At 49.5% G+C, this 26,457-nt stretch carries 24 protein-coding genes; 23 read left to right on the forward strand and 1 reads right to left on the reverse strand.

Features of this window, described 5'->3' with window-relative positions; translation table 11 throughout:
• Nucleotides 1-174 precede the first annotated feature (174 nt).
• The 19 genes from ACKTSG_RS03620 (at nt 175) to ACKTSG_RS03710 (ending at nt 19,325) form a co-directional block, all read left to right on the forward strand.
• A complete protein-coding gene (locus ACKTSG_RS03620; RefSeq protein WP_407892051.1) occupies nt 175-1,287 on the forward strand; it encodes a PDZ domain-containing protein in 1,113 nt (370 codons plus the stop codon).
• Nucleotides 1,284-2,003 carry a response regulator transcription factor gene (locus ACKTSG_RS03625; protein ID WP_407892053.1) on the forward strand — a complete coding sequence of 240 codons (720 nt, stop codon included), beginning with the start codon at nt 1,284-1,286 and terminating at the stop codon, nt 2,001-2,003. Before ACKTSG_RS03620 ends, ACKTSG_RS03625 begins: the two co-directional genes overlap by 4 nt.
• Complete coding sequence (gene pnpS, locus ACKTSG_RS03630; RefSeq protein ID WP_407892055.1) at nt 1,996-3,639, forward strand: two-component system histidine kinase PnpS; 1,644 nt, start codon at nt 1,996-1,998, stop codon at nt 3,637-3,639. Before ACKTSG_RS03625 ends, pnpS begins: the two co-directional genes overlap by 8 nt.
• 129 nt (nt 3,640-3,768) lie before the next feature.
• Entirely contained in the window at nt 3,769-4,623 is an 855-nt protein-coding gene (locus tag ACKTSG_RS03635; RefSeq protein WP_407892057.1) for a phosphate ABC transporter substrate-binding protein PstS family protein, read from the forward strand.
• A 9-nt stretch (nt 4,624-4,632) separates the two neighbouring features.
• Nucleotides 4,633-5,553 (forward strand): phosphate ABC transporter permease subunit PstC, encoded by a 921-nt coding sequence (gene pstC / locus ACKTSG_RS03640; RefSeq protein ID WP_407892059.1) that lies wholly within the window; start codon nt 4,633-4,635, stop codon nt 5,551-5,553.
• Nucleotides 5,553-6,437, forward strand: a complete 885-nt coding sequence (gene pstA / locus ACKTSG_RS03645) for a phosphate ABC transporter permease PstA (protein WP_407892061.1) — start codon at nt 5,553-5,555, stop codon at nt 6,435-6,437. Before pstC ends, pstA begins: the two co-directional genes overlap by 1 nt.
• A 7-nt stretch (nt 6,438-6,444) precedes the next feature.
• A complete protein-coding gene (pstB, locus tag ACKTSG_RS03650; RefSeq protein ID WP_407892063.1) occupies nt 6,445-7,254 on the forward strand; it encodes a phosphate ABC transporter ATP-binding protein PstB in 810 nt (269 codons plus the stop codon).
• Between the two features lie 29 nt (nt 7,255-7,283).
• On the forward strand, nt 7,284-8,045 hold the full coding sequence (pstB, locus tag ACKTSG_RS03655; protein WP_407892065.1) for a phosphate ABC transporter ATP-binding protein PstB: 762 nt from the start codon (nt 7,284-7,286) through the stop codon (nt 8,043-8,045).
• A gap of 70 nt (nt 8,046-8,115) precedes the next feature.
• Nucleotides 8,116-8,793 (forward strand): phosphate signaling complex protein PhoU, encoded by a 678-nt coding sequence (phoU, locus tag ACKTSG_RS03660; protein WP_407892067.1) that lies wholly within the window; start codon nt 8,116-8,118, stop codon nt 8,791-8,793.
• Between the two features lie 186 nt (nt 8,794-8,979).
• Nucleotides 8,980-9,891 carry a phosphate ABC transporter substrate-binding protein gene (locus ACKTSG_RS03665; RefSeq protein WP_407892069.1) on the forward strand — a complete coding sequence of 304 codons (912 nt, stop codon included), beginning with the start codon at nt 8,980-8,982 and terminating at the stop codon, nt 9,889-9,891.
• Nucleotides 9,892-9,966: 75 nt separating this feature from the next.
• Nucleotides 9,967-10,662: a phosphate signaling complex protein PhoU gene (phoU, locus tag ACKTSG_RS03670; RefSeq protein ID WP_407892071.1), complete on the forward strand. Its 696-nt coding sequence runs from the start codon at nt 9,967-9,969 to the stop codon at nt 10,660-10,662.
• Nucleotides 10,663-10,961: 299 nt separating this feature from the next.
• Nucleotides 10,962-12,434: a daptomycin-sensing surface protein LiaX gene (liaX, locus tag ACKTSG_RS03675; RefSeq protein WP_407892073.1), complete on the forward strand. Its 1,473-nt coding sequence runs from the start codon at nt 10,962-10,964 to the stop codon at nt 12,432-12,434.
• A gap of 21 nt (nt 12,435-12,455) precedes the next feature.
• Nucleotides 12,456-12,725 (forward strand): hypothetical protein, encoded by a 270-nt coding sequence (locus ACKTSG_RS03680; RefSeq protein ID WP_407892075.1) that lies wholly within the window; start codon nt 12,456-12,458, stop codon nt 12,723-12,725.
• A complete protein-coding gene (locus ACKTSG_RS03685) occupies nt 12,725-13,060 on the forward strand; it encodes a phage holin family protein (protein ID WP_407892077.1) in 336 nt (111 codons plus the stop codon). The genes ACKTSG_RS03680 and ACKTSG_RS03685 overlap by 1 nt, the downstream gene beginning before the upstream one ends.
• 212 nt (nt 13,061-13,272) lie before the next feature.
• Nucleotides 13,273-14,208 carry an HPr(Ser) kinase/phosphatase gene (gene hprK, locus ACKTSG_RS03690; protein ID WP_407892078.1) on the forward strand — a complete coding sequence of 312 codons (936 nt, stop codon included), beginning with the start codon at nt 13,273-13,275 and terminating at the stop codon, nt 14,206-14,208.
• A 178-nt stretch (nt 14,209-14,386) separates the two neighbouring features.
• Nucleotides 14,387-15,214, forward strand: coding sequence for a prolipoprotein diacylglyceryl transferase (lgt, locus tag ACKTSG_RS03695; RefSeq protein ID WP_407892080.1), 828 nt, complete (start codon nt 14,387-14,389; stop codon nt 15,212-15,214).
• A 14-nt stretch (nt 15,215-15,228) separates the two neighbouring features.
• On the forward strand, nt 15,229-16,260 hold the full coding sequence (locus ACKTSG_RS03700; protein ID WP_407892082.1) for an NAD(P)H-dependent glycerol-3-phosphate dehydrogenase: 1,032 nt from the start codon (nt 15,229-15,231) through the stop codon (nt 16,258-16,260).
• 67 nt (nt 16,261-16,327) lie between these two features.
• Nucleotides 16,328-17,275, forward strand: coding sequence for a thioredoxin-disulfide reductase (trxB, locus tag ACKTSG_RS03705; RefSeq protein ID WP_407892084.1), 948 nt, complete (start codon nt 16,328-16,330; stop codon nt 17,273-17,275).
• Between the two features lie 325 nt (nt 17,276-17,600).
• Nucleotides 17,601-19,325 (forward strand): phospho-sugar mutase, encoded by a 1,725-nt coding sequence (locus tag ACKTSG_RS03710; protein ID WP_407892086.1) that lies wholly within the window; start codon nt 17,601-17,603, stop codon nt 19,323-19,325.
• Between the two features lie 736 nt (nt 19,326-20,061).
• On the opposite strand, the gene ACKTSG_RS03715 is transcribed toward ACKTSG_RS03710, so the two are convergent.
• Nucleotides 20,062-21,702, reverse strand: a complete 1,641-nt coding sequence (locus tag ACKTSG_RS03715; RefSeq protein WP_407892088.1) for a peptide ABC transporter substrate-binding protein — start codon at nt 21,700-21,702, stop codon at nt 20,062-20,064.
• Nucleotides 21,703-21,859: 157 nt separating this feature from the next.
• Between ACKTSG_RS03715 and ACKTSG_RS03720 the strand changes: the two genes are divergently transcribed.
• The 4 genes from ACKTSG_RS03720 to ACKTSG_RS03735 all read left to right on the forward strand — a co-directional run bounded on the left by ACKTSG_RS03720 (nt 21,860) and on the right by ACKTSG_RS03735 (nt 26,440).
• Nucleotides 21,860-22,924 (forward strand): mandelate racemase/muconate lactonizing enzyme family protein, encoded by a 1,065-nt coding sequence (locus tag ACKTSG_RS03720; RefSeq protein WP_407892090.1) that lies wholly within the window; start codon nt 21,860-21,862, stop codon nt 22,922-22,924.
• A gap of 9 nt (nt 22,925-22,933) precedes the next feature.
• Nucleotides 22,934-24,973 carry a CocE/NonD family hydrolase gene (locus tag ACKTSG_RS03725; protein WP_407892092.1) on the forward strand — a complete coding sequence of 680 codons (2,040 nt, stop codon included), beginning with the start codon at nt 22,934-22,936 and terminating at the stop codon, nt 24,971-24,973.
• Between the two features lie 124 nt (nt 24,974-25,097).
• Nucleotides 25,098-25,730 carry a YfbR-like 5'-deoxynucleotidase gene (locus ACKTSG_RS03730; protein WP_407892094.1) on the forward strand — a complete coding sequence of 211 codons (633 nt, stop codon included), beginning with the start codon at nt 25,098-25,100 and terminating at the stop codon, nt 25,728-25,730.
• A gap of 2 nt (nt 25,731-25,732) precedes the next feature.
• The gene (locus ACKTSG_RS03735; RefSeq protein WP_407892096.1) at nt 25,733-26,440 is read left to right on the forward strand and encodes an alpha/beta hydrolase; all 708 of its coding nucleotides are present in this window, start codon (nt 25,733-25,735) and stop codon (nt 26,438-26,440) included.
• Nucleotides 26,441-26,457: the final 17 nt, after the last annotated feature.

Here is a 26,457-nt window from a genome sequence, read left to right on the forward strand (position 1 = left end):
GTCACTTCTTTGGAAGTGGCGGTTTTTTTGTTCGACTTGAATCGCGCGAGGATTTACAGAACTTTTACGCCAAAACACCAAATGTATCCGCTGTCATTGAATTGTGTTGTCCTTGTATCGTTCGGCTTCTTGGCTTTACATGATATACTAAAGGCGAATAGGAAGGTGAACCGCGTGCGATTGTTTTTGACCTTGTTAGGCCCGATCACTTGGGTTGGCTTTTTCGTGGCGATATTTTGGCATTGGCTACGGTTGCGGCATGAACGCAAAGTCTTTTTGACGGCGATCGATCGTCATGCGACCGGTTTATGGGCTGGGGTGATCGGCGGCGTTGGCGTCGCGGTGGTCATTTCGGCGCTGAGTGTGCTAGGTGGGCTGGTGTTGACGCCGGCAGTGCTGGTGATGTTAAGCGGCTTAACAGCAGTGATGTTGTTGTTATCAGGGATCGGGTTTGGTCCTTGGTGGCTACCGATCGCTGGGATCTTGGCGATTGATCTGCCGCAAACACAATTTGTAGTCGGCGACGGACAAGCTTGGACTTGGCGGCTATTGGCGCTAGTCGGGTTGTTATGGCTGGCTGAAGCCGGTTTGCTGAAAGTCTTTGACCCGCCGATCGATGTGCCGAATTTGACCATGGGCAAGCGCGGTGCCAAAATCGCGGTATATGCCCATCGGCAATTTTACTGGTTGCCACTGGTGTTGCCGATCGCTGGCACGACTTTTGCCAAGTTGCCTTGGTGGCCAGTGTTGACCATTGGCAATATGCATTTTGCATTGATCGGCGTGCCGCTGATTTTAGGGGTCGCCTTGCGCACCAAAAAACAATTGCCGAAAACCGCCATCAAGTTATGGATCTGGCAATATTTGATCGCCGGGATCTTGGCGTTGGCCTTAGCGGCTGGGGCATGGGCGCTACCAGCGGCGGCCAATGCTTGGCTGATGGCGGCAGTCGTCTTCGGTTTAGTATTAGGAATCGCCAATCACCAAGCGAACTTGCGCGGGATCAACTATGTGTCTCAAACCATGACTGGCGTGCGGTTAGTGGCGATCCAACCCGAAACCCCAGCCGCCAAAATGGGTCTGGAAGCCGGCGATGTGGTGTTGTTGTGCAACCAAATACCGGTGCATGATGACGCGCAGTTATATGCGGCGATCCAAGCGCACCCCACGTATTGCCGCTTGAAGGTGATGCGCTTGGATGGTGCCATCAAGTTATGTGAAACAGCGATATATGAAGGGGCCCCACATGAGTTGGGCATGATCACTTTTGCGGAGGAACAAGCATGAAAAAGATCCTGGTTGTGGATGATGAACCAGCTATCGTGACGTTGTTAAGATACAATTTGGAAAAAGAGCATTTTGACGTGACCACAGCAGGCGATGGCGACTCAGCGTTGACCTTGGCGCTGCAAGAGCATTATGACTTCATTATTTTGGATCTGATGTTGCCAGGACTGGATGGGTTAGAAGTCACCAAAAAGATCCGTGGGGCGAACATTACCACGCCGATCATGATCTTAACGGCCAAAGATTCTGAAACCGATAAGATCGTCGGGTTGGAACTTGGCGCAGATGATTATGTGACCAAGCCGTTTTCCCCACGCGAGATCGTGGCGCGGATCAAAGCCATTGAGCGCCGCGTCACTGGCGATCAATCGGCACGCGCTGGCGACAATGGTAACAAAGCCGCCAAAGAATTGATCGTGGTCGGCGGCTTGCGCATCGATCCAGAGAATTATCGCGCCACCAAAGACGGCGAAAAGCTGACGTTAACGCCAAAAGAATTTGAACTGTTGGCCTTTTTTGCCCAGCGCGTAGGCAAGATCTTGTCTCGCGACGCCTTGTTAAATGGCGTGTGGGGCTTTGAATACCCAGCCGAAACGCGGATGGTCGATATTCAAGTGTCACATTTGCGCGATAAGATCGAAGCGGATCCCAAACATCCGACCTACATTAAAACGGTGCGTGGCTTTGGGTATCAAATGGAGGTGCCCAATGAATAGAGCGACGCGTCAATTGTTGACTTCAAGCCTGCTGGCAATAGCAGGCTTTTTCGTCATTATTGCCGGATGTGACCGGTTGTTGTTCCACCAACAAACCACCCATCTTAAAGCGGTGTATCAAACTTATTTGGCTACTGGCAAACAGATCAAAGCCGTGGCAACTGCCGAAGACGTGACCATCACGCCATTAGTGGGCAAGCCCAAGTCCCATCGGCAACAAATGATGCAAGACTTGATCGACCAAAAGCGCACGATTGTTAGCCATACGCCGCAAGTGGTGACCATCAATGGCGACACTGAACAGCTGTTTATTTTTGAAGGCAAGCACAATCATTTCGTGGGCGTTTGGCAAAAAAAAGCCAGCTTGGCCAACGCCGCGCCAGGAGATCTGTGGCTGTTTACGGCAGGGTATTGGTTGTTGATGATCATGTTGATCGGCTGGCAAGTCAAACGTCAGCATTATTGGCAAGGACACATTGCCACAATGACGCAAAACATTGCCCGAATCCGCAAAGAAGCCAGCGTCAATCCGATCATTTTGACGCCAGGTTCGCCGTTTATGGCTATGGGCACGGAGATCAATCGCTTGGAACAAGCGGTCGATCATTTGCGCACCAAAGTGGCCTTACGCCAAGCCAGTTTTGATCGCTTGATCGATCATTTGCCACAAGGGGTGATGTTGATCGATGCCGATCGCAATGTGTTATTGGCTAACCAAGCCATGTCGACGTTTGTTGGGCATCCGATCGCCCCTGGCGTGCACAACTATTTAGATGATGTCAAAACTTACCGTTTGGCGCGCATGATCGAGCACACGTTCCGCAATCAAAAGTCCCATCATAAAGAAATGACCATGCTGATCACCCAAAAGTCAGTGGATGCCAATGTCATCGCGTTAAAGGCGCAAGCCGATCGCGAACAAGTGTTGGTGATCTTATATGATGTCACGTATTTGCGCCAAGTCGAACAAATGCAACTCGACTTTGTCGGTAATGTGTCGCATGAATTAAAAACGCCAGTCACGGCGATCTCCGGCTTTGCGGAAACTTTGTTGGCTGGGGCCAAAGATGATCCTGACACTTTGGATCAATTCTTGCACATCATTTATGATGAAAGTACCCGCTTGACCAGTTTGATCACCGATATTTTGACGTTAAGTCGGCCTTCTGATGCGCCAGCCAAGCATTCTGCTGTGGATTTGGGTCAATTGTTAGACCAAGCCGTTAAAAGCTTGGCTAAGCCGATCAACGAAAAGCATTTGGATGTGCACATCAATGTGCCAGACGGCTTGACGATTCAAAGCGATGATGTGAAATTATCGCAAGTGGTCCGGAATTTATTGAATAATGCGGTATTTTATAACCGCGAGCATGGTAGTGTCGACGTGACTGCCACCACGCAACCAGATCAATTGACGTTGACCTTCCAAGACACTGGTATCGGCATTGCCGACACGGATCAACAACGGATCTTTGAGCGCTTTTATCGCGTGGACAAAGCCCGTTCGCGGCATAATGGTGGGACTGGGTTAGGCTTGGCGATCGTGGCTGAAATGTTGCAACAACTTGGCGGCGATGTGGCGATCCATTCACAAGTTGGGGTCGGCACCACCTTTACCGTGACGTTGCCACGCTAAGTGAAAATTCAGTCTGAAAATCATCCCATGACGGTTGAAAAAATACATTTACCACATTTTTACACCCCGCGTCAGTAAGATTTACACAAGGTTGTTACACTAGATGGAGAATAAAGACGGAGGCACGACGTGAAAAAATTGCTAGGCTTACTTGCCTTGATCAGCTTAACGCTTTTAGCGGCATGCGGCGCCCAAAATTCCAGTGGTGAATCGATCACTGCGGTAGGGTCATCAGCTTTACAGCCATTAGTTGAAGCGGCTGCAGAACAATATCAAACCGATCATCTTGGGGTGTTCATCAATGTGCAAGGCGGCGGGTCGGGTACTGGCCTCAGCCAGATCCAACAAGGCGCTGTCCAAATCGGCAACTCTGATCTGTTTGCCGAAGAAAAACCCGGCATCCAAGCCAAAAAACTGGTCGATCACCGCGTGGCAGTGGTAGGCATCACGCCGATCCTTAACAAAAAAGTCGGCGTCAAGAATTTGACGGTCACCCAATTGCGGCAACTGTTTACTGGTGAGATCACCAACTGGCAACAAGTCGGTGGCAAAAATCTTCCAGTGGTGGTGGTCAATCGGGCCCAAGGCTCTGGCACCCGAGCCACATTTGAACGTTGGGTGATGAACGGCCGGCAACCGATGGCGGCGCAAGAACAAGATTCGACAGGAATGGTGCGCTCGATCGTCGCCAATACCCCAGGTGCGGTGTCTTATGTGGCCTTTTCTTATGTTGATGATACCGTAGTCGCGCCTGCTTTAGATGGGGTGACGCCAACGGATCAACATGTGACCACGAATGCTTGGCCGATTTGGTCGTATGAACATATGTATACCAAAGGCCAACCTACTGGCTTGACCAAGCAGTTCTTGGCTTATATCCAGTCCCCAGCCATGCAAACCAAATTGGTGCAAAAAATGGGGTATATTCCTGTCACAACAATGAAAGTGCAACGCGACCACGCCGGCAACGTCGTGCATAACTAGGAGGCGCTCATGGATCCGATCAAAGACGCAATGCAACACAAATCCCGCTCTGCAAAAATCGAAGCCCGCGGGCATTTGATCAGCTTGGCATGTATCAGCTTGATCGTGGCAGTGGTGTTGGCCATTTTCTTCTTTGTGGCTAGCCGCGGCTTGGCAACATTTTTCACCAATAAGATCAATCTATGGGACTTCTTATCCAAAAGTACCTGGGAACCAGCGGTCAAAGATGCCCATGGCAACCCGCAAGTCGGCGCCTTGCCGATGATCGTCGGGAGTTTTGGGGTGACGTTCTTGTCTGCAGTGGTGGCGACACCATTTGCAGTCGGAGCGGCGATCTTCATGACGGAGATCTCGCCGAACCTAGGCAAAAAGTTGCTTCAACCAGTGATCGAACTGCTTGTCGGCATTCCGTCAGTGGTTTATGGGTTCATCGGGTTGTCCGTGATCGTACCAGTCATTCGGACAGTGTTTGGCGGCACTGGTTTTGGGATCTTAGCTGGGACTTTCGTGTTGTTTGTCATGATCTTGCCGACGGTGACCAGTATGACTGTTGATGCATTGAAAGCTGTGCCACGCCATTACCGCGAAGCCAGCTTGGCTTTAGGTGGCACGCGCTGGCAAACGATTTCTCGCGTGGTGTTACGTGCTGCCATGCCTGGGATCTTAACTGGGGTGGTGTTTGGCATGGCGCGGGCGTTTGGTGAAGCTTTAGCGGTCCAAATGGTGATCGGTAATGCCGCGATCTTGCCCAAAGACTTGATCAGCCCAGCGTCGACATTAACGTCGGTATTGACTTCCGGCATTGGTAACACCGTGATGGGGTCGCTAGATAACAACGCCTTATGGTCATTGGCCTTACTGCTGTTATTGATGTCGTTGGCCTTTAACTTATTGATTCGCTGGATCGGCAAGAAAGGGGAGATGAAGTGATGTCTGCAAAATCGATCGATAAATTGATGACTGGCGTGCTTTACGCAGTTGCTGGCATCATCGTGCTCCTGTTAGCCGGGTTACTGGGTTACATTCTGGTACAAGGCTTACCACATGTGTCATGGCATTTCTTGACCAGTCCCGCCAAAAGCTTTGAAGCTGGCGGCGGCATCGGCATCCAATTGTTCAACTCCTTTTACTTGTTATTGCTGTCCATGGTGATCTCTGTACCATTGGCATTAGGGGCTGGGATCTATTTGGCCGAATACGCCCGCGATAACTGGTTGACTGACGTGATCCGCACCGCCATTGAAATTCTAAGTTCACTACCTTCTGTGGTGGTGGGGTTGTTTGGTTTCTTGGTATTCGTGTTACAATTCGGATTTGGGTTTTCCATTTTGTCAGGGGCCTTGGCGTTGACCATGTTCAACTTGCCGTTGTTGACGCGTAATGTCGAAGATTCTTTGCGACAAGTCGGTTTTGCCCAACGCGAAGCTGGGCTTGCTTTAGGCTTATCACGTTGGGAAACGGTCATCCATGTGGTGATCCCAGAAGCGTTACCTGGGATCTTAACGGGGATGATCTTAGGGGCTGGGCGTGTGTTTGGTGAAGCGGCGGCGTTGATCTACACTGCCGGCCAATCAGCGCCTGCGCTGAACTTTGCCGACTGGAATCCGTTAGATATCGCCAGTCCGTTGAACCCGTTTCGGCCAGCAGAAACCTTGGCGGTGCATATTTGGAAGATCAACTCTGAAGGCATCCAGCCAGATGCCGCAGCGGTATCTGCTGGGGCGTCGGCAGTATTGATCATTGCGGTATTGGCCTTCAACATTTTGGCGCGCTGGGGTGGCAATCGCCTGTACAAGCGGATGACCGCAGGATAGGAGAACAATGCAAAACTATTCATTAGACGATCGTTATATCAAAGACTTGGATCCGGCTGAGCATGAATTTGCGATTACCACCAATGACGTGAAAGTGTATTATGGTGACAATGAAGCCGTCCATGGCGTGTCGTTGCCTTTTGAACGCTACAAGATCACGGCATTGATCGGCGCTTCTGGTTCAGGAAAATCCACTTTCTTACGCTCGCTGAATCGCATGAATGATAATATCGAAGGCAGTCGCGTCACTGGGGAGATCATGTATCGTGGGTTGGATATCAACGCCCAAGATATCGATGTGTATGAAATGCGCAAACACATTGGCATGGTGTTTCAGCGGCCGAATCCTTTTGCCAAGTCGATCTACGACAACATCACTTTTGCGCCAAAACGCTTTGGTGAAAAGCGCAAAGCCGTGTTAGATGAACTGGTGGAAACCAGCTTGAAACAAGCTGCATTGTGGGATCAAGTCAAAGATAACCTCAACCAAAGCGGTTTGGCATTATCTGGTGGCCAACAACAGCGCTTATGTATTGCCCGCGCCATTGCCATGAAGCCAGATGTGTTGCTAATGGATGAACCAGCGTCAGCGCTGGATCCGATCTCCACGTCTACGATCGAAGACACCATGATGCAACTTAAAGACAAATACACCATCATCATTGTGACGCACAACATGCAACAAGCAGCGCGGATCAGTGACTACACCGCCTTTTTCTATTCTGGGCAAGCCATTGAATTTGATGAAACGCGTAAGATCTTTACGCGACCGAAGATCAAAGCCACAGATGATTATGTGTCTGGGCACTTTGGGTAGTTAGCCGGCTAATCACACAAGGAGAACTTATGGCGAAAAATAAAGTGATCACCAGTGCCGACGTGAAGTTGTGGTATGGTGATTTTGAAGCCTTGCATGGCATTGATCTGGACTTCAATCAAAATGAGATCACCGCATTGATCGGTCCCAGCGGTTGTGGGAAGTCGACTTACTTGCGGTGCTTGAATCGCATGAATGATCTGATCCCAGGCGTGAAGATCCAAGGTGATATGCGCCTGCAAGGTGATGACATTTACGCGCCACAAATGGATGTGGTGCAGCTGCGCAAACGCGTCGGCATGGTATTTCAACAGCCTAACCCGTTTCCATTCAGCATTTATGACAATGTGGTATATGGCTTGCGCTTGCAAGGCATCAAAGATCGCGCCGTGCTTGATGAAGCGGTGGAAACCAGCTTAAAGCAAGCGGCGATTTGGGATGAAGTCAAAGACAAGTTGCATGTGTCGGCGTTGTCGTTATCTGGCGGTCAACAACAACGCGTCGTGATCGCGCGCGTATTGGCGGTGCAGCCAGATGTGATCTTAATGGATGAACCGACTTCAGCGCTGGATCCGATCTCTAGCACCCAAATTGAAAATATGTTGTTGGAATTGCGTGAACGATATACCATAATACTAGTAACGCATAACATGCATCAGGCTTCGCGGATCTCGGACAAAACCGCTTTCTTTTTGCAAGGGCGCTTGGTTGAATTTGCCGATACCAAGACGATCTTTTTAAACCCGCAACAACAAGAAACATCCGATTATATTTCCGGCCGCTTCGGCTAAGGTGACAGCGTGGCTCGAGTGATCGAGGCGCGCATTTGTGTATTTAAAATGAATCTCAGGAGGTTTCAGCATGCGGCGACTATTTGAAGACGAACTAAATGATCTGCATGTCCGTTTCTCTGAAATGGGGATGATGGCCAATGAAGCCATATACAAATCAGTTTCTGCGTTCGTCAACCACGACAAAGCGTTAGCGCGCAGTGTGATCGCAGAAGATCAACACATCAATAAACGTGAGGTCGATCTGGAAAAACGCAGCTTCGAAATGATCGCGCTGCAACAACCAGTCACCACTGACTTGCGCATGATCGTCACGGTGATGAAAGCCAGCTCTGACTTAGAGCGCATGGGCGATCACGCGGTGTCCATTGCCAAGTCGACGATCCGGGTGAAAGGCGAAACGCGCGTGCCCGAAATCGAAGCAGAAATCGCCCAAATGGCCCAAGCGGTCAAAGAAATGGTCAGCGAAGTGTTGGATGCTTACGTGAAAGAAGATTCTGTGCGCGCGCGTCAGATCGCCACTGAAGATCATGGCATCAATGAGTTTTCCAAGCGCATTTACGAAGAATGTATTCGGCGCATGCGCGAAGACTCTGAAACCATTGTCGGCGGCATGGATTACATGCTGGTGTCCAGTTACTTGGAACGCATCGGTGATTATGTCACGAACATTTGTGAATGGATCTTATATTTACGCACAGGCAAGTTGTTGGAATTGAACTCCAACGCCTCAGAAGACGGGTTTTAGTGCTCTGACAACTCGATAAATATGATTTTATGTTGCAACGGTAGAAGATACCGTTGTTTTTTTTACTTTAAAACTTAAAATTTACCAAATGCACACAACTCTTTTACTGAAAGTAGCGCTGAAATTTACGCACACGCCGTAAAATCAAAGGTGTTCTAAGGATGACAAGACGAAAGGAAGAACAACATGAAGAAATCCGCACTGATCACATTTGCACTGACTTTTACCACCTTTGCCACATTACTGGCAGGCTGCGGTGGCAGCTCCAGCGCCAAAGATGCCAACGCCGCATCTAAAACTTCCTCAAGCGCGCCAAAATCAGCCAAAGTGGTCGCAGTGGGCTCAACTGCCTTGCAACCTTTAGTTGAACAAGCCGCCTCTGCTTATCAACAAGACCACCCAGAAGCTAAGATCACGGTTCAAGGTGGCGGCTCCGGTACCGGCTTGAGCCAAGTGGTGCAAGGTGCTGTGACCATCGGGAACTCAGATATTTTTGCCGAACAAGGCAAAGGCGTTGATGCCTCGAAGTTAGTTGATCACCAAGTGGCTGTCGTCGGCATGGCCCCAGTGGCGAACAAAGACGCTGGCGTGAAGAACTTGTCCATGAGCCAACTGCGCGACATTTTCACTGGCAAAGTCAAAAACTGGAAAGCCGTTGGCGGTGCTGACAAAGCCATCACGGTGGTCAACCGCGCCCAAGGTTCTGGCACGCGCGCCACTTTTGAAGCAGCGGTATTGAACGGCAAGTCTGCAGTGACTAGCCAAGAACAGGATTCCAATGGTGCCGTGCAAAAAATCGTGGCCACGACTCCTGGCGCGATTTCATATTTGGCCTTTTCATACATTAAAGATGACGTGCAAGCTTTGTCTGTGGACAATGTGAAGCCAACTAGTGCCAATGTGGCGACTAACGACTGGAAGATCTGGTCTTATGAACACATGTACACCAAAGGCAAGGCCGATGCAGGTACGGCAGCGTTCTTGAAGTACATCGACTCTGATGCCGTGCAAAAGAACTTGGTGACCAAGTTAGGCTACATTTCCATTCACGACATGAAAGTCCAAAAAGACGCCAACAACAAAGTGTCTGACAAGTAATTCATCAAAACCAGCATTTGTCGGCGCGTATCGCTGGCAGATGCTGGCTTTTTTGTGGGTCGAAAGGAGTCTGGCATGCCGGAAATGTTGAATCGCGACTTGCATCGCTTGAATCATTTATTTGAAGATATGGGACTAAATGTCTCTGAACAAATCGAATTGGCGACCAAAGCGTTTTTAAAAAGCAATCGCGACGCCGCCCAAAAGGTGATCGACCGCGATGGCGTCATCAATGACGATGAATTGCATTTAGAAAAGCTGATCATTCAAACCTTAGCCTTGCAGCAACCTGTGGCATCAGATTTTCGCGTGGTGATGAGTATCCTGAAAAGTTCCACTGATCTGGAGCGCATCGGCGATCATGCAGTGGGGATCGCCAGAGAGACCCAAGCAGCTAGTACCCAACGCATCGCGACGATCGACGCGGTATTGACGCATATGAGTACGACGGTGCGCAATATGTTGGAACAGATCTTGACGGCTTATGTGCATACAGATGTCGCGTTGGCCAAACTAGTGGCCGCATCGGACTTAGATGTGGATCGCGATTTTGTTGCGGTACGCAAACACACCACCCAGTTAGAAGATGGGGATGCTGATTTGATCGCCAGTTACTTATTTGTGTCGCGCTTGTTGGAGCGCATTGGCGATCATGTGGTGAATATCGCCGAATGGATCGTGTACAACCACACTGGTAAAATCGTCGAGTTGAATCTTGGCAAACAAGATCGCCGGCGTGCGGAGGGTAGCAATGGGCATTTGGTTGATTAAAACGCTTCTAGTCGTCGGCATCGCTGGGTTAACTTATTGGGCGATGGCGCAAAAAGCGGCGCTGACGATCGCTCGGCGCAAACTGCACTAAATGAGATTATAGATCAACCACCCAAACGCATGGCATTAGGGTGGTTGGCTTTTTTATTGTGGGAAAAGTGACGCTGGGCTTGATGCTGATTTCAAAATCAACCTTAGGACCTATGCAATCAACTGCCGAAGCAGGCATACTAGAGTTACACAAGCAAGCCAACTGTTGAGCTTGCGCAATCGCAGTTGATTATCTGGAGGTAAATCTCATGAATGAACGTGAACGGATCCTTGATTTGGTCAAGCAAGGCGTGATCACTAGCCAAGAAGCCTTAGTCTTATTAGAAAATCTCGATAAAGCCAAAACCGTGGTGGATGCTCACGAACCTGAAGCGGCAAAACCAGCTGCATCAAGTGACCAACCTAATGCATCACAACAACCCACTGAAGATCCTAATGAAGCAGAATTATCGGCTTTGAATACCCAAATTGCCGAAGTGGCCGGTTCGCTAGACGCGGCCACTGCCCAAGAAAAAGCCATCGCGGCTAAGATCTCGGCAAACAATGAACAGATCATCGTGTTAGACACCATGGAAGATCTGGACACATTAACCGAAGAAAAATATCAAGAACGCGGCGACTTAAAGCAAGAAAACAACGAACTCAAAAACCAACGTGAAGAATTGGCGACGCAGATCGATCAGTATAAACAACAACTCGCCGATCTCAACCGCCAAAAGCGTACGTTGACCAAGCAGCGTTTCACCGATAAAGTGTTGCCAGATGGTTGGCAAGACCAAGCCAAAGACGCGTTAAATGACTTAGGCAAGACGATGGGGTCTGCCAGCACCCAATTCTCCCACTTGTTCAAAAAAACCATGAACAACGTGTTGGATAATGTGGACTGGAAAGACGTCACCGTCAAAGTGCCAGGCTTGGCCACTGAAAAGTTCAGCCACACTTTCACTTACCCTAACGCAAAAGCATCTGTGCTTGATTTGAAAGTTGCCAACGGGGATGTGACCTTGCGCCTTTGGGATCAAGATGATATCAAAGTGGAAGCGTCCGTTAAGCTGTTTGGTAAAATGGATGCCGCCACGCCGTTGGATGCTTTTTTAGATCGCAGCCACATTGATGTCAATGATGACCATTTTGTCTTTCAAGTGCCGAATCGCCGCGTCCAAGCTGATTTGGTGATCTCCTTGCCGCGCCGCACTTATGATCATGTCAATGTGCGCTTGCTTAACGGCGGCGTGCAAATGCAAGACCTGCAAGGCAAAGACTTCTATGTCAAAAATGCTAACGGCGACTTGAACTTTGGCAATGTGACGGCGACCATGCTTGAAACGCAAGGCGTCAATGGCTCTTTGAAAGTCAATGGGGGCGACATTCATGATTTAATGTTTGAAACCGTCAATGGCGACATTAAGTTGCACACTACCCCGCAAAAAGCCAACTTGCAAACCGTCAACGGGACGGTGCGCTTGACGCTGGATCATGATTTTGAGCAGTTGACAGCCAGTTCCGTCAACGGTACTGTTAAACTCGCGGCGCCGCAAAGCGTGGCCTTGTCTGGTGAAGTCAAAACACGTTTTGGCTTAGTCAAAAGTCGTTTATCCAACCAAGAAGCTTCTGCCAACAGCAAGCATTTGACGTTGGATCGGCCTGGCACTGGTGTTGGGCAAGTTGAGATCACCACAACTAGTGGTAACATTCAATTAAAAGATACGGATAACGACTAAATTTTTTCAAAGGAGAACGCGATGCCTTTCTTATTGATCCCAATTTTTCTAATTATCATCGGCGTCGTGATGCTTTGTGTCATCGGGCTGGTGTTTGGCTTAGTTCACTTGCTGTTTTGGCCAGTGGTGATCGGGTTGTTCATTTGGTGGTTGGTGAGCCGCAGCGACCATCATCACCACACCCATCATCAACGCACCGATTGGCAAGACGGCTTACACGAACGTAAAGCCGCACGAAATGTCCATGAAGAAAAACAGACCCATCATGATGACGATTGGAGCGATTTTTAGTGAGTTTCTTTCGCAAAGTGCTGCTGACGACAGTGGTCTTCATCATTTACGCTGAATTGTTTCCCAGTCAGTTGTTCATCGCCAGTTGGGGCACCGCGTTGATCGGTGCTTTGGTACTAGGCGTCTTGAACGGTTTGGTCAAACCAGTGATCAAGTTCTTCTCGTTTCCTTTGACCATCTTGTCACTGGGACTGTTCTTACTGGTGATCAATGGCTTTATGTTAAAGCTGATGACAGTGTTTGTTTCCGGCATCATGTTTTCCGGCTTTGGCGCGATGATGCTACTGGCCATCGTGATCAGCTTCGTCAATACACTATTTGATAATCACGAATAACAGGCTGTGACCCAAAGCGGTTTTAGCCCATCGCAAAAGCACCTTGGCACCATGATTCGGGTTTTGAATCAAGGTGCCAAGGTGTTTGTGTGTTTGGGGGTGAAAACCAGCAATCAGTTGCTGATGAGCTGTAACCGGTTTCCACAACCCCCTGTTCAGAACGGCTTTGAGATGATAGAATTGAACTAACTATGGAAGGACAGGTGGAGCTGATGGCAGATAGCGTAACCGTCGCACAGTTAGTCGCAGACACAAAGTTGGATGTATTCAGCGGAGAAGAGGATCTTGCCACGCGCAAAGTGGTGGTGAGTGATATTTCCCGGCCAGGTTTGGAATTGACTGGCTATTTCAATTATTACCCGCATGAACGCCTGCAACTTTTTGGCCGCACTGAAAATGCCTTTGCTGGCAATATGTCCAGTGAAGAGCGTCTGACGATCCTCAAGCGGATGTGCGCCGATGACACACCGGCATTTATCGTGTCGCGCGGCATGGCCCCATTAAAAGAAATGGTTACCGCCGCCCAAGCGGCTCATATTCCGGTATTGACTTCAAAGCTACCAACGACGCGGTTGTCCAGTTTGATCACAGATTATTTGGATGGCCGCTTGGCGGAACGTCGCAGCATGCATGGTGTGTTGACTGACATTTACGGCTTAGGGGTGTTGATCACTGGGGACTCTGGGGTCGGCAAGTCAGAAACCGCGTTGGAATTGATCCAACGTGGGCATCGCTTGATTGCTGATGACCGAGTGGATGTGTATCAACAAGATGAACAAACGATCGTCGGCGAAGCGCCGAAGATCTTGTCGCACTTGTTGGAAATTCGCGGCTTAGGCATCGTTGATGTGATGAACCTGTTTGGCGTTGGGGCGGTGCGTGAGCGCACGAGTATCGACTTGATCGTGCATTTGGAAGCTTGGTCGCCAGACAAGCAATTTGATCGTTTAGGCTCTGGGGAACAATCCCAACAGATCTTTGACGTGGCGGTACCAAAGATCTCCATTCCAGTCAAAGTTGGGCGTAACTTGGCTTCAATCATTGAAGTCGCGGCGATGAATTTCCGCGCGAAGTCGATGGGCTATGATGCCACGAAGACTTTTGAAGCCAACTTGAACAGCTTGATCAAATCCAATTCAGAAGAATAAGCGGTTGAAAGTCAGATCTGTGTGTCTGACTTTTTTCTATTTCAGGCAAGCAGTGACCCAATCGACTTGGCGATTTGTTTGTGCCAATGTGTCATCAGCCTGAGGACTGTCGGCAAAAGCCTTTAGGTGTGATAGACTATAAAAGCACAAATCAATTCGTGAACAAAAGGAGCAAGTTATGTTTGCTGCGTTAAATCCGATCGCATTACAGCTCGGCGGCCTTGAGATCCACTGGTATGGGGTGATCATCGCCTGCGGGGTGTTGCTGGCTGTTTGGCTGGCTATGAAGGAATCCGTTCGTCGAGGTATTTCTGACGATCACATTTTGAATTTGGTGTTATGGGCATTACCATTTGCCTTGATCGGCGCTCGGACTTATTATGTGGCGTTTGAGTGGCCGTATTATGCCCAACATCCTAGCGAGATCATCGCCATTTGGCATGGCGGCATCGCCATTTATGGCGCATTGATCGCCAGTGTCATTGTGTTTTTGGTGTATTGTCGCGTGAAGTGGCTACCAGCTTGGTTGGTGTTGGATATTGCCGCACCGACTGTGATGATCGCCCAAGCTATCGGGCGTTGGGGCAACTTCATGAACCAAGAAGCTTACGGGGCCAAAACCACGCTGAGTTACTTGCGCGGGCTGCACTTGCCGGAATTCATCATTCAACAAATGAACATTTCTGGCGCTTATCGCCAACCGACGTTTTTATATGAATCGATGTGGAATCTGGTCGGCTTTATTTTGATCATGAGTATTCGCCATCATCAAGGTTGGTTCAAGCAAGGCGAGATCTTCTTGAGCTATGTGATGTGGTATGCGTTTGGGCGCTTCTTTGTTGAAGGCATGCGCACTGACAGTTTGTATTTGATCCCAGGGTTGCGGATCTCACAAGCGTTGTCCATCGTGTTGTTTGTGGTGGCATTAGGGTTGTGGATCTATCGGCGCCGGCAAAATATCGACTGGTATTTAGACGGTGATCCGCTGGCAAAGGTCAATCAATAAGGAGAATTAGATTCTTGGTTAAAAAAATTGCAGTACTTGGTGCCGGTTCTTGGGGTTCAGTTTTGGCGAACCTGTTAGTGGAAAATGGCCATGACGTCGCGCTTTGGACCCATGACCCCAAACAGATCCCAGAGATCAATGACCAACACACCAATGCCCATTATTTAGGCGATTTCAAATTCCATGACGCTTTGAAAGCCACCGCTGACTTAAGCCAAGCCGTCGCCCATGCCGACGTGATCTTGTTTGTCGTCCCGACTAATGCCGTGCGTTCAGTGGCAAAACAAGTGAAACCTTTGCTAGAAGCCAGTCGCGAAAAGCCGATCATTGCCCATGCGGCCAAAGGCTTGGAGCGCGGTAGCAAAGACCGCGTTTCACAAGTGCTAGAAAGTGTCTTGCCTGACGCTTTGCATTCTGGCATTGTGGTGATCTCCGGTCCAAGTCACGCCGAAGACGTGGCGACTAAAGACATCACCACCTTAGCGGCAGCGTCTAAGAGCTTGGCTGCCGCCACCGCGATCCAAAAATTGTTCATGAACGATTACTTCCGCTTATACACCAATCAAGATGTCATTGGTGTGGAACTTGGCGCGGCGTTGAAAAATGTCATTGCCATCGGTGCCGGTGCATTACATGGGTTAGGCTACGGCGACAACACCAAAGCTGCCTTGATGACGCGCGGCTTGGCTGAGATCACGCGCTTAGGCGTCCGCTTAGGGGCAGATCCGATGACGTTTATCGGCTTATCTGGCGTCGGGGACTTGATCGTCACGTGTACGTCAGTGCATTCACGCAACTGGCGCGCTGGTAATGGCTTGGGCCTTGGCCAAAGTGTTCAAGCCGTGCTTGATAACATGGGGATGGTCGTTGAAGGCTATTCCACTGCCAAAGTGGTGCATGAATTAGCCGGCGAGTTGAACGTCGAAATGCCGATTTCTGATGCGATCTATCGCGTGTTGTATGAAAACGCGCCGATCAAAGACGTGATCGCTGATTTAATGAAGCGTGCTGGCAAACCAGAATTTGATTTTCATATCTCAAAGTAAGTGGTTGATTTAACGAATTGTGTGCGTTACAATTGACTTACGAAAAGAAAGCGGAGGTAAGACATTTATGGCGAAATCCTATGATGTAATTGTGATCGGTGCAGGCCCTGGTGGGATGACCGCAGGGTTGTATGCGTCACGCGCCAACTTAAGCGTGTTGATGTTGGATCGCGGGATCTATGGCGGTCAAATGAACAACACCGCTGCCATCGAAAATTACCCCGGCTTTAAGTCGGTGTTAGGTCCAGACTTAGCCCAACAAATGTACGACGGGTCGACGCAATTCGGCGCTGAATACGCGTATGGCAATGTCACCAGCTTAAAAACTGACGGTAACACCAAAATCGTGGAAACCGACGATGGCACTTACACGGCCAAAGCCGTCATCATTGCCACTGGTGCTGAACACCGCAAGTTAGGGATCCCTGGGGAAGAAGAATTCTCTGGCCGTGGGGTTTCCTACTGTGCCGTATGTGATGGCGCCTTTTTCAAGAATCGTGAAGTGGTCGTCGTCGGTGGCGGGGATTCTGCGATCGAAGAAGGCACTTACTTGGCAGGCTTGGCCAGCCATGTGACCATTGTGCACCGTCGCGATTCCTTGCGCGCGCAAAAGATCTTGCAAGATCGCGCTTTTGCCAATGACAAGATCAGCTTTGTTTGGAACGCTAACACAGAAGAAATCATTGGCGATGACATGAAAGTGACTGGTGTGCGTTACACCGATAAAGTCACTGGCGAATCACATGTGATCCCAGCTTCTGGGGTATTCATTTACGTGGGGATCATGCCATTGACTGAGTCATTTAAAGATGTTGATATTTTAGATGACAATGGCTGGATCCCAACTGATGACACCATGGCCACACGCGTCCCTGGCATTTTTGCCATTGGGGATGTGCGCGCCAAGAAGTTGCGCCAGATCACCACAGCTGTCGGTGATGGCGGACAAGCCGGACAAAGCGTATTCGACTATATCCAATCTTTACAAGACGCTGATTTAAAAGTAGAAGCATAATTTCAGTAGCCGCGGCCATGTGCCGCGGCTATTCTTGTGTCTGCGATTATTTAGAAAATAATTTGATAGGGTTCGGCCTTGTATTCGATGCAGAAAGCGCTACCATTTAAATGGATTACTGTTCTCACTACTTCGGATACTGGTCTAGACAACAGCACAAATTATCAGATTGGTTGGCGATTTTGTGGTATGCTAAGTAAGCGTGTCACGCACCTGCACGTCATTTTTTTACCAGACTTTAAGCGTTTTAGTACATGTTTCAAGGACTGGCATAGTATAATGAAAACGGATATGAAATGACATTATGGAAATGGAGTTGAATGTAATGGGTTATCATGAAAATTACCTGGTATGGGCGAATGAAGCTGACCTCGATGCGTCTTTAAAAGGTGAAGTGGCGGCGTTGGCCAATGATCCAGAAGCGCAAGAAGAGGCTTTTGCCGTCCCAATGGCATTCGGCACCGCCGGCATGCGTGGCGTGATCGGCGCTGGGATCAACCGCATGAATATTTACACAGTGCGCCAAGCCACTGAAGGGTTGGCCAACTTCATGGACACCTTACCAGCTGAAACCAAAGCCCAAGGGGTCGCGATCAGTTTTGATTCGCGCTACATGTCCCAAGAATTCGGCCAAGAAGCCGCTGCGGTTTTAGGGGCCCATGGGATCCCAAGTTTCTTGTTTGATGCATTGCGCCCAACGCCTGAATTGAGTTTTGCCGTGCGCCACTTAGGCACATACGCTGGGATCATGATCACTGCCAGCCACAACCCGAAGCAATACAACGGCTACAAGATCTACGGTCCAGATGGTGGGCAAATGCCACCAGAAGAGTCTGATAAGATCACCGAATATGTCCGCAACGTTGCCGATATTTTCCACATCAAGACGTTGCCAGTGCATGAATTACGTGAAAAAAAGCTCTTGACCTTGATCGGCGAAGATGTGGATGAAGCGTATTATGCCGCAGTGTCTACGGTTTCCATCAACAAAGAGCTGATCAAAACCGTTGGTCGCGACATGTCGCTGATCTACACGCCATTACATGGGACTGGCCGCATTCCAGCCCAAATGGTGTTGCGCAACGCCGGGTTTGAACACTTCCAACTGGTGGCCAAGCAATCCGTTGCCGATCCTGAATTTGCCACGGTACCATTCCCGAACCCAGAATTCCCACAAGCTTTTGACATGGCCATTGAACTCGGCAAAAAGTCGCAAGCTGATGTGTTGATCGCCACGGATCCTGACGCTGATCGCTTAGGCACAGCCGTATGGACCGGGACTGACTATCAATTGTTGACAGGCAACCAAATTGCCAGCTTGTTGTTGCACTACATTTTGGAAGCGCGCAAGCAAGCCGGCACCTTGCCAAGTAATGGGGCGGTCGTCAAGTCCATCGTGTCTACCGAATTAGCCACCGCCATTGCCAAAGACTATGGCGTGGATATGATCAACGTGGAAACTGGCTTCAAGTTCATCGGTGATCAGATCAAGCATTATGAAGAAACCGGCGAACACGAATTCTTGTTCGGCTTTGAAGAAAGTTATGGCTACTTGATCAAGCCATTTGTCCGCGATAAAGATGCCATTCAATCCACGGTATTGTTAGCTGAAGTTGCCGCTTACTACAAGTCCTTAGGGATGACGCTTTATGACGGCATTCAAGCGTTGTACAAAAAGTATGGCTACTTTGCTGAAAAGACTGTCGGCGTCGACTTCCCAGGTGTGCATGGCCCCGCAGAAATGGCCGCTTTGATGACCAAGTTCCGCGAAGAACAACCAGCAGATTTCGCCGGCGTCAAAGTCGAAAAAGTCGAAGATTACAAAGCCCAAACCACCAAGCTTGCTGATGGGACGACCACACCGATCGACATGCCAGTTTCTGACGTGTTGAAGTACGTGATGGCTGATGGTACTTGGATCGCCATTCGCCCATCTGGCACTGAACCAAAAGTGAAGTTCTATGTTGGCACCAGCGCCGATACCAAAGACGCTGCTGACAAGAAACTAGCTGATTTTGAAGCCGCTTTGGACGCATTCCGCACTGAATAAGTGAATTCAGGCGCTTTGATCGTGATGATCAAAGCGCTTTTTTTTGTGCCCTCAGCGCGGGTATTTGTGCCCGTTCTTTTTGATCCAACGAAGTGGTCGTCAAAATCAGCGCAAAAAATAGGCACTGATTCAACGCTTGGTTGAAAAAGTGCCCACTACACCAATTTAGGTGCCTTAGTTTACGTCTGTGAAGTGTCACCGCTTAGTGCGGTCACACGTTGTCATGCCCGTGGGCACTCCTTCGGCCACAGCCCAAAACGCACTGTGGGTAAAACATGGCGCAGGTGGATCCCGGGTTTTGCACAATCCGACGCATCGCGGGGAACGGTCGTATAACCAAGTCGGGAGAGTCATTGGACGAAACTGCGCGACAGTGGTCTCAATGCTCAACTTGTGTTGGTCGATCGATACAGGCGATGGGTCGCTTCTGTGACTCACTTTTGCCGGAGTGTAATCTGACTAGTTTCTTCGGTACGCCAGCGCTCTTAGGTCCCACGGAAATCATATCACCACGCTACGGCCCCATGGTGACTTTGCTGCCACAAAGCTTGTGCGATGTACCTAACCGCCTTGCTTTGCTTCGTGCTTTTCCTCAACAAAAGGTACCTGCTCTTACGTTTGCTTTTGTTGAGACATGCAGTATAGCACCTTAGTTTTAAAAATGCAAGCGCTTTTTTAAAAACCAAAGAAACCGCCAAAAAAGCCAGGACTGAAAAGCGTCCTGACTTCAAGAAAGCTATTTGGCTTTGTTGGTCGTGCCTTGGTAGCTGAATAAGCTGTTTGGTTCATAATGGAGATTTTTGACATTGGTGTTGGTCAAATGCGCAGTGCCCCATTGATAAACTGGGATGACGCCAACGTTTTTGGTGAGGATCTGATCGGCTTTGACCATATCGTTCCAACGCTTGGTTGGGTTAGTGGCGTCAGTGGTATTGGAAGCTTTGACTAACGCATCATATTCCTTGTTGCTGTATTTACCAGGATAAGCACTGTAGGCTTGGGTAAAGGTGTTTAAGAAGTTGACAGCATCTGGGAAGTCAGCAGCCCATTCGCCGATGGTCATATCATATTGCCCAGTGTGGCTTTCTTGGATCCAAGTTTTTTGAGGGACTAAGCGCGCGGTGACGTTGACACTTAAGCCGTTTTCTTTGGTGCCGAGTTTCTCAAAGGCAGCTTGCAGGTATTCAACTGCGGCAGTGTCGCCAGCGGTGTTATCGGATAACAGCGTGAAGTTGAGTTGCTTTTGGCCGACTTCCTTCATCCCTTCAGCAAAAAGCGTGCGGGCTTTCTTTAAGTCGTAAGTGGTGTATTGTTCATAGCCTTTAGCGGCAACTTTGCCGAAATCTTGGCCAGTTTTGTCGTTATAATACATGCCAGTTGGCACGACAGTTTTCGCTGGTTTGGAGCCGTCACCTAAGACTTTGGAAATAAAGTTGTCGCGATCAATGGCGATCGAGAAGGCTTCGCGGATCTTTTGGTTTTGGAAGGCTTTGATCTTTTGCGACATGCCTAAGTACGTGAGGTAGCTTTGTTGCACGGTGTTGTAGCTGGGTTTATTTTTGGCGGCTAACGCGTCGTTGCCAGTGACGGTGACGTCGTCGAGTTTGCCTGTGTTGAACAAACTGGTGGCAGTGGAATTGGATTTGACCACTTGATATTTCAAGGTGTTGAGCTTGTAGGCCTTGGCATTCCAGTAACTGTTGTTTTTCGTTTCACTCCAGTTGTCATCAGAACCAGACCAAGAGTTGAGCTTGTAAGGCCCGTTGAACGTCAAATACTTGGAGCTGGTGGCATACTTCTTGCCGACTTTTTGGACGAATGATTTTTCCACTGGGTTGAAAGTGACCAAACCGATCATTTTTTGGAAATACGGCATCGCGTGATCCAAATGAACGATGAAGGTGTATTTGCCTTGGGCTTCAACGCCTAATGTCGACGGCTTCTTTTTGCCAGCGGCGATGGCGTCAGCGTTGGTGATCCCGCTCATGATATATGCGTAAGGAGACTTGACGGATGGCGTCACCACGCGTTGCCAAGCATAAACAAAGTCAGCAGCGGTGACTTCTTTGCCATCGCTCCATTTGGCACCATGGCGCAAGTGGAAAGTGTAAGTTTTTTGATCTTTAGAAATCGTAGGCATGGTTTTGGCCATGTCTGGTTCCAGCTTCTTATTGTTGTAACGCAGTAATCCTGACATCGTGTCGGAAATCGTTTGGCCAGAAGTTGGGTCGGTCATGACAGCAGAATCCATGGTGGCGATGACGTCTGGGGTCATGCGCGCCAAGGTTTGTTTAGAACTGGCGGTTTTGTTACCACAAGCGGCAAGCAAGATCGTCATTGACGTGGCAAATAAAGTGGTGACAATTTTTTTGTTCATAAGCACAGCCTCGTTAATTAGAATTAAATTAGAATTGCAATGTAAATCATTTTAATTCATAATGGTCTCTAATACAAGGCTAAGTTTCTTCACAATTAACTGGGCCAAGTCGTTGGGAAAGCTTAGTTTCTGCTATCAATTTCTGGAGGTCATTCTCATGAAAATCACTAAAATCGAAACGTTTCGTCAACAAGTCGAATTAAATGAACCATTCAAGATCTCATTTCGCACGATCACCGCAGTGGATACCTTGATCGTCAAAGTTTCAACGGATACTGGACTGGTCGGCTTCGGGGAAGCCAGTCCTTTGGAGCAAGTCACTGCCGAAAGCGTGGATACGGAACAAGTGGCGCTGGACTTTTTTGCCGATTTATTAGTCGGTAGCGATCCTTGTGCGATCGAAGCATTACATACCAAAATGGACAGCGCGCTGGCAGGCCACACTGCGGCTAAAGCCGGCATCGACATCGCCTGTTTTGATCTGTTAGGCAAACAAGCTGGCTTGCCCCTTTGGAAGTTACTTGGTGGCAATGCCAATCAAATCGTCAGTGACGTCACTTTAGGGATCGAATCGCCGCAAAAAGCCGCCCAAGATGCTAAAAAGTGGGTTGCTGAAGGCTTCACCGAGTTGAAATTAAAAGTTGGCGTAGATGATCAAAGTGACTTGGCGACGGTCAAAGCCGTGCGCGAAGCTGTCGGCCCTGACATCGACTTGCGCGTTGATGCCAACCAAGCGTGGAGCGCCAAACATGCCATTGAGATGATGAAGCGCTTCGGTGATCTGGTGTCGGCAGTGGAACAACCACTGCCTGCCGATGATACCAGTGACTTGGCATTGGTGCGCGCCAATATTGATCAACAATTAATGGTCGATGAATCGGTACACTCCGCAAAAGATGCGATGAAGATCGTCGCCGCTGGTGGCACTGATCTGATCAATATCAAATTACAAAAATCTGCTGGCTTATGGGGGGCCACGCAGATCAATGCGGTGGCTGAAAGTGCTGGCGTGAATACGATGCTGGGTTGCATGTTGGAAACCAAAGTGGGTTTGACGGCGGCGGTACATTTTGTCGCGGCCCACAAAAATGTACATTTTGCAGACCTTGATGGGTTCTTGACCTTTAAAGCGCCAGCTTGGTTACATGGTGGTTTTGACAATGTTGGGGGTGTTTACACCTTGTCTGATGAACCAGGCCTTGGCATGACGATCGATTTATAGGAGGGCGCCATGACCAAATTCGCCTATTATAATGCAGGGTTGCACTTGGCAGATTTTGTGGTGACGCCAAACCAGCTGCAAGTTCAAGCTTGGGATGCAAAACAACCCGTTGCGCTGGATGACGCCCAAGACGCTTATTATGTGGCGCGCATGGGGATCAGTCCCAAAACGATCCTCAGTCAGTGGCAACGCCAAGATTTTACACTTCCTGAAGGCGACTCCTTTACCACCACTTGGGGTGCTGACTACCAACAAGCCGATGCGCATTACTGGTTGAATCGCAAGGCCAAACCCGCAGTCGATTTGGTGGTAGCCGACCAGCACGTGATCGGCTTTCAGATCACGGTGCGCAACGCCAATATCATTTTAGCGACAGCCCAAGCTTTGCCATATACCGCGTACGCTGACTGGCAAAACGCTGACATGTTGCAAAAACCGTTGCCGATCACCAAAAAAGACGTGACCATGGCCATGCCTGATGGGGTGAAATTAGCTGCGACAGTGATCTTGCCAGCCGGTGACATCACGCCACGTAGTACGATCTTGACGCGCACGCCTTATGGTCGCCAAATGTTTGTGCCAGATCATGAGCGGTTTGCCCATCGGGGGTATGCTGTGGTGTGCCAAGATGTGCGCGGTCGCGAAGATTCGCAAGGCCAATGGCAGCCGATGCAATATGAAAAAGCTGATGGCGATGCGACATTGGATTGGATCGCCGCGCAACCTTGGAGCAATGGCCGCGTGGGGATGATCGGCGGCTCTTATGGTGGCTATGTGCAATGGGCCGCAGCCGCCAGTGGCAATCCGCATTTACAAGCGCTGGTGTCGATGGTGACTGCCGGCGGGCCATTTACTGACGTCTTTTTCCATAATGGCGTACCTAACGCTGGGATCATTGCGTGGTATTTTGCGGTAGAATCGCAACGCTTCACTCCAGAAAAAATGGTGCGCGATGATTGGGATCAGTTGTTGGCAGTGCGCCCGTTGACTGAAATTCCAGTCGTTGGGTTAGGCCATCATATCGCCGGCTGGGATGAATTGCGGCGCCATCAAGTGTTTGATGACTGGCTACAAGCCATGGATTGGCAATCTTTTGCCGATAAGATCAAGGTGCCTGCGCTGATCCAAAGCGGCTGGTTTGATGATGACGGCATCGGCACCACCGAAGCGTTGCGCGTTACTGCCGGCTATCCAGCTGGCGCTCGCAAGGTGATCTTAGGCCCGTGGCTGCATGGGGGCAATGCCCAATATGACGTCGGGCCGATCCACTTAGGCCCAAGCGGCTTGCGGCATGATATCGACTTGCAACACATGCGCTGGTTTGATCACCAGTTGAACCATGTCCAAAATGGCATCGATCAAGAAGCACCAGTGGATTATTACACCGTTAACTCGGATGAATGGAAAACGGCGGATAACTTTCCGCCAAGCAATACCACGGCCACCACTTGGTATTTGGATCCGGCCACGGCGGGGTTACAACCAGTGGTCGGCGCAAACGGGTCGCAACAGTTTGATTACGATCCCAAGCACCCCACACCACAGCTGATCTCCGTTTCCGATAACGAATTTGAAACACCAAATGATTATGCCCAAGTGGAACAAGGCCCAGACGTCACCAGCTTTACCAGCCCAGTGTTGGCAAAGGCGTTGACCATCACTGGTTGGTTTGACGTCGACTTTTATGCTAGCTCTTCTGCGGTCAATACGGATTGGGCTGTGCGGTTAGTGGATGTGACCCCAGATGATCGCGCGATCAATATCGCCGATATGATCATGAATGCCACCCATCGCGACGGGCTAAAAACGTCCAAACCATTAGTACCAGGTGACGTGTACCGATTCCACATCCAAACGCAAAAAACTAGCTACAAGTTGTTGCCAGGGCATGCATTGCGGTTGGATTTTGCCAGTGCGATGGCAGGGTTGACCTTTCCTAACAGTAACTTAGCGGCAGGGTATGATTCCAAAGAAACTGTGATCGCGCATCAAACGATCTACGGTGGGAAAACTTATCCGTCTGCGGTGCATTTTACCGTTGAATCTTGATGGGTTTGTAAACGTCTCGTGAAGCGAGGCGTTTTTTTATAGCGTCACGCGTTGCGGCTTGCGGCGACGCTTTCAACATGCTACCATAGATGAAATTTTAAGCAAAAATCAGGAGGCCGGCATTATGGGGATGCATCAGTACATTCAAGGGTTGAACAACTTGGAAACATTGCGGCGGGCACCAGGATTTTTCAAATATGCGGAGCACTCAGTCGCCGCGCATAGCTTCAAAGTCGCCGAAATCGCGCAAATGTTAGGCGACATCGAAGAACACGCCGGCAACACGGTCAACTGGCAGCGGCTGTATGAAAAAGCCTTGAACCACGACTATACCGAACGCTTCATCGGCGACATCAAAACGCCGGTGAAATACGCCACCCCAGAATTGCGGGCGATGCTGGCTGATGTAGAAGACAAAATGACGGAAAACTTCATTCAAGATGAAATTCCGGCTGAATACCAAGCGGTTTATCGACGGCGGCTAGCTGAAGGCAAAGATGATACGTTAGAAGGGGAATTGTTGTCGATCTCTGATAAAGTCGATTTGTTATATGAAGCGTTTGGGGAAATCGAAAAAGGCAACCCAGAGCGCGTTTTCGTCAATATTTACACGGAAAGCTTGACGGTGATCGCCAGTTTCAACCAGCGACCTAGCGTGAAATATTTTATGGCGAAGATCTTGCCGGATATGTTGAATGAAGAATTTGCCGATCGCGACATGCTGACCAAGCTGACGCGTGCGATCATGAAGCATTAGCCATGAAAAAACTCAAAAATTGGCTGATCGGCATCGTGGTGGCGTTGGCAGTATTGGCCATCGGTGGCCAATTGTATCTCAAAGCGGCCGCCCATGCCCCCAGTCCAGCTGCTGCCGAAGCACAAAAGCAAGGTGTCGAGAAAAATGGCGTGTTATATTTTGGCAAACGCACAGCTAAAACGACTGTCGTGGTATATCCAGGCGCGTTAGTCGATCCTGGCGCTTACAGTATTTGGGCGCTGAAAGTCGCCAAAGCCGGCTATCGCGTGGCAATCGTCAGCTTTCCTGATGACTTGGCAGTGTTGAATCCAAACGCGGCAGCATCAGTGGTGAAGTCCGGTCATTATGTGATCGGCGGCCACTCGTTAGGCGGGGTGATGGCCAGCCGGTTTGCGGCCAAGCATCCTCAAGGGCTTCAAGGCGTGTTTTTCCTAGCCAGTTATCCTGACGCCAAAGGCAAGTTAAGCGGCCATGTGCCAGTGTTGTCGCTAACGGCTAGTCGCGATGGGGTGTTGAATATTGACGCTTGGCGCAAAGCCAAAGCCAATTTGCCGACGGCGGCTCAATATGTGCAACTGGCAGGTGGCAATCATGCCGGTTTTGGTAGCTATGGCAAACAATCTGGAGATCACTCAGCCACGATCTCCAATGCGGCGCAACAACGCCTTGTCGCCAAGACCTTGATTGCCTGGCTGAAAACCTTGGATTAACTGGGCCAGAGGCATTC

The sequence above is a fragment of the Lacticaseibacillus salsurae genome (assembly GCF_045862175.1).
Lineage (GTDB): Bacteria > Bacillota > Bacilli > Lactobacillales > Lactobacillaceae > Lacticaseibacillus > Lacticaseibacillus salsurae.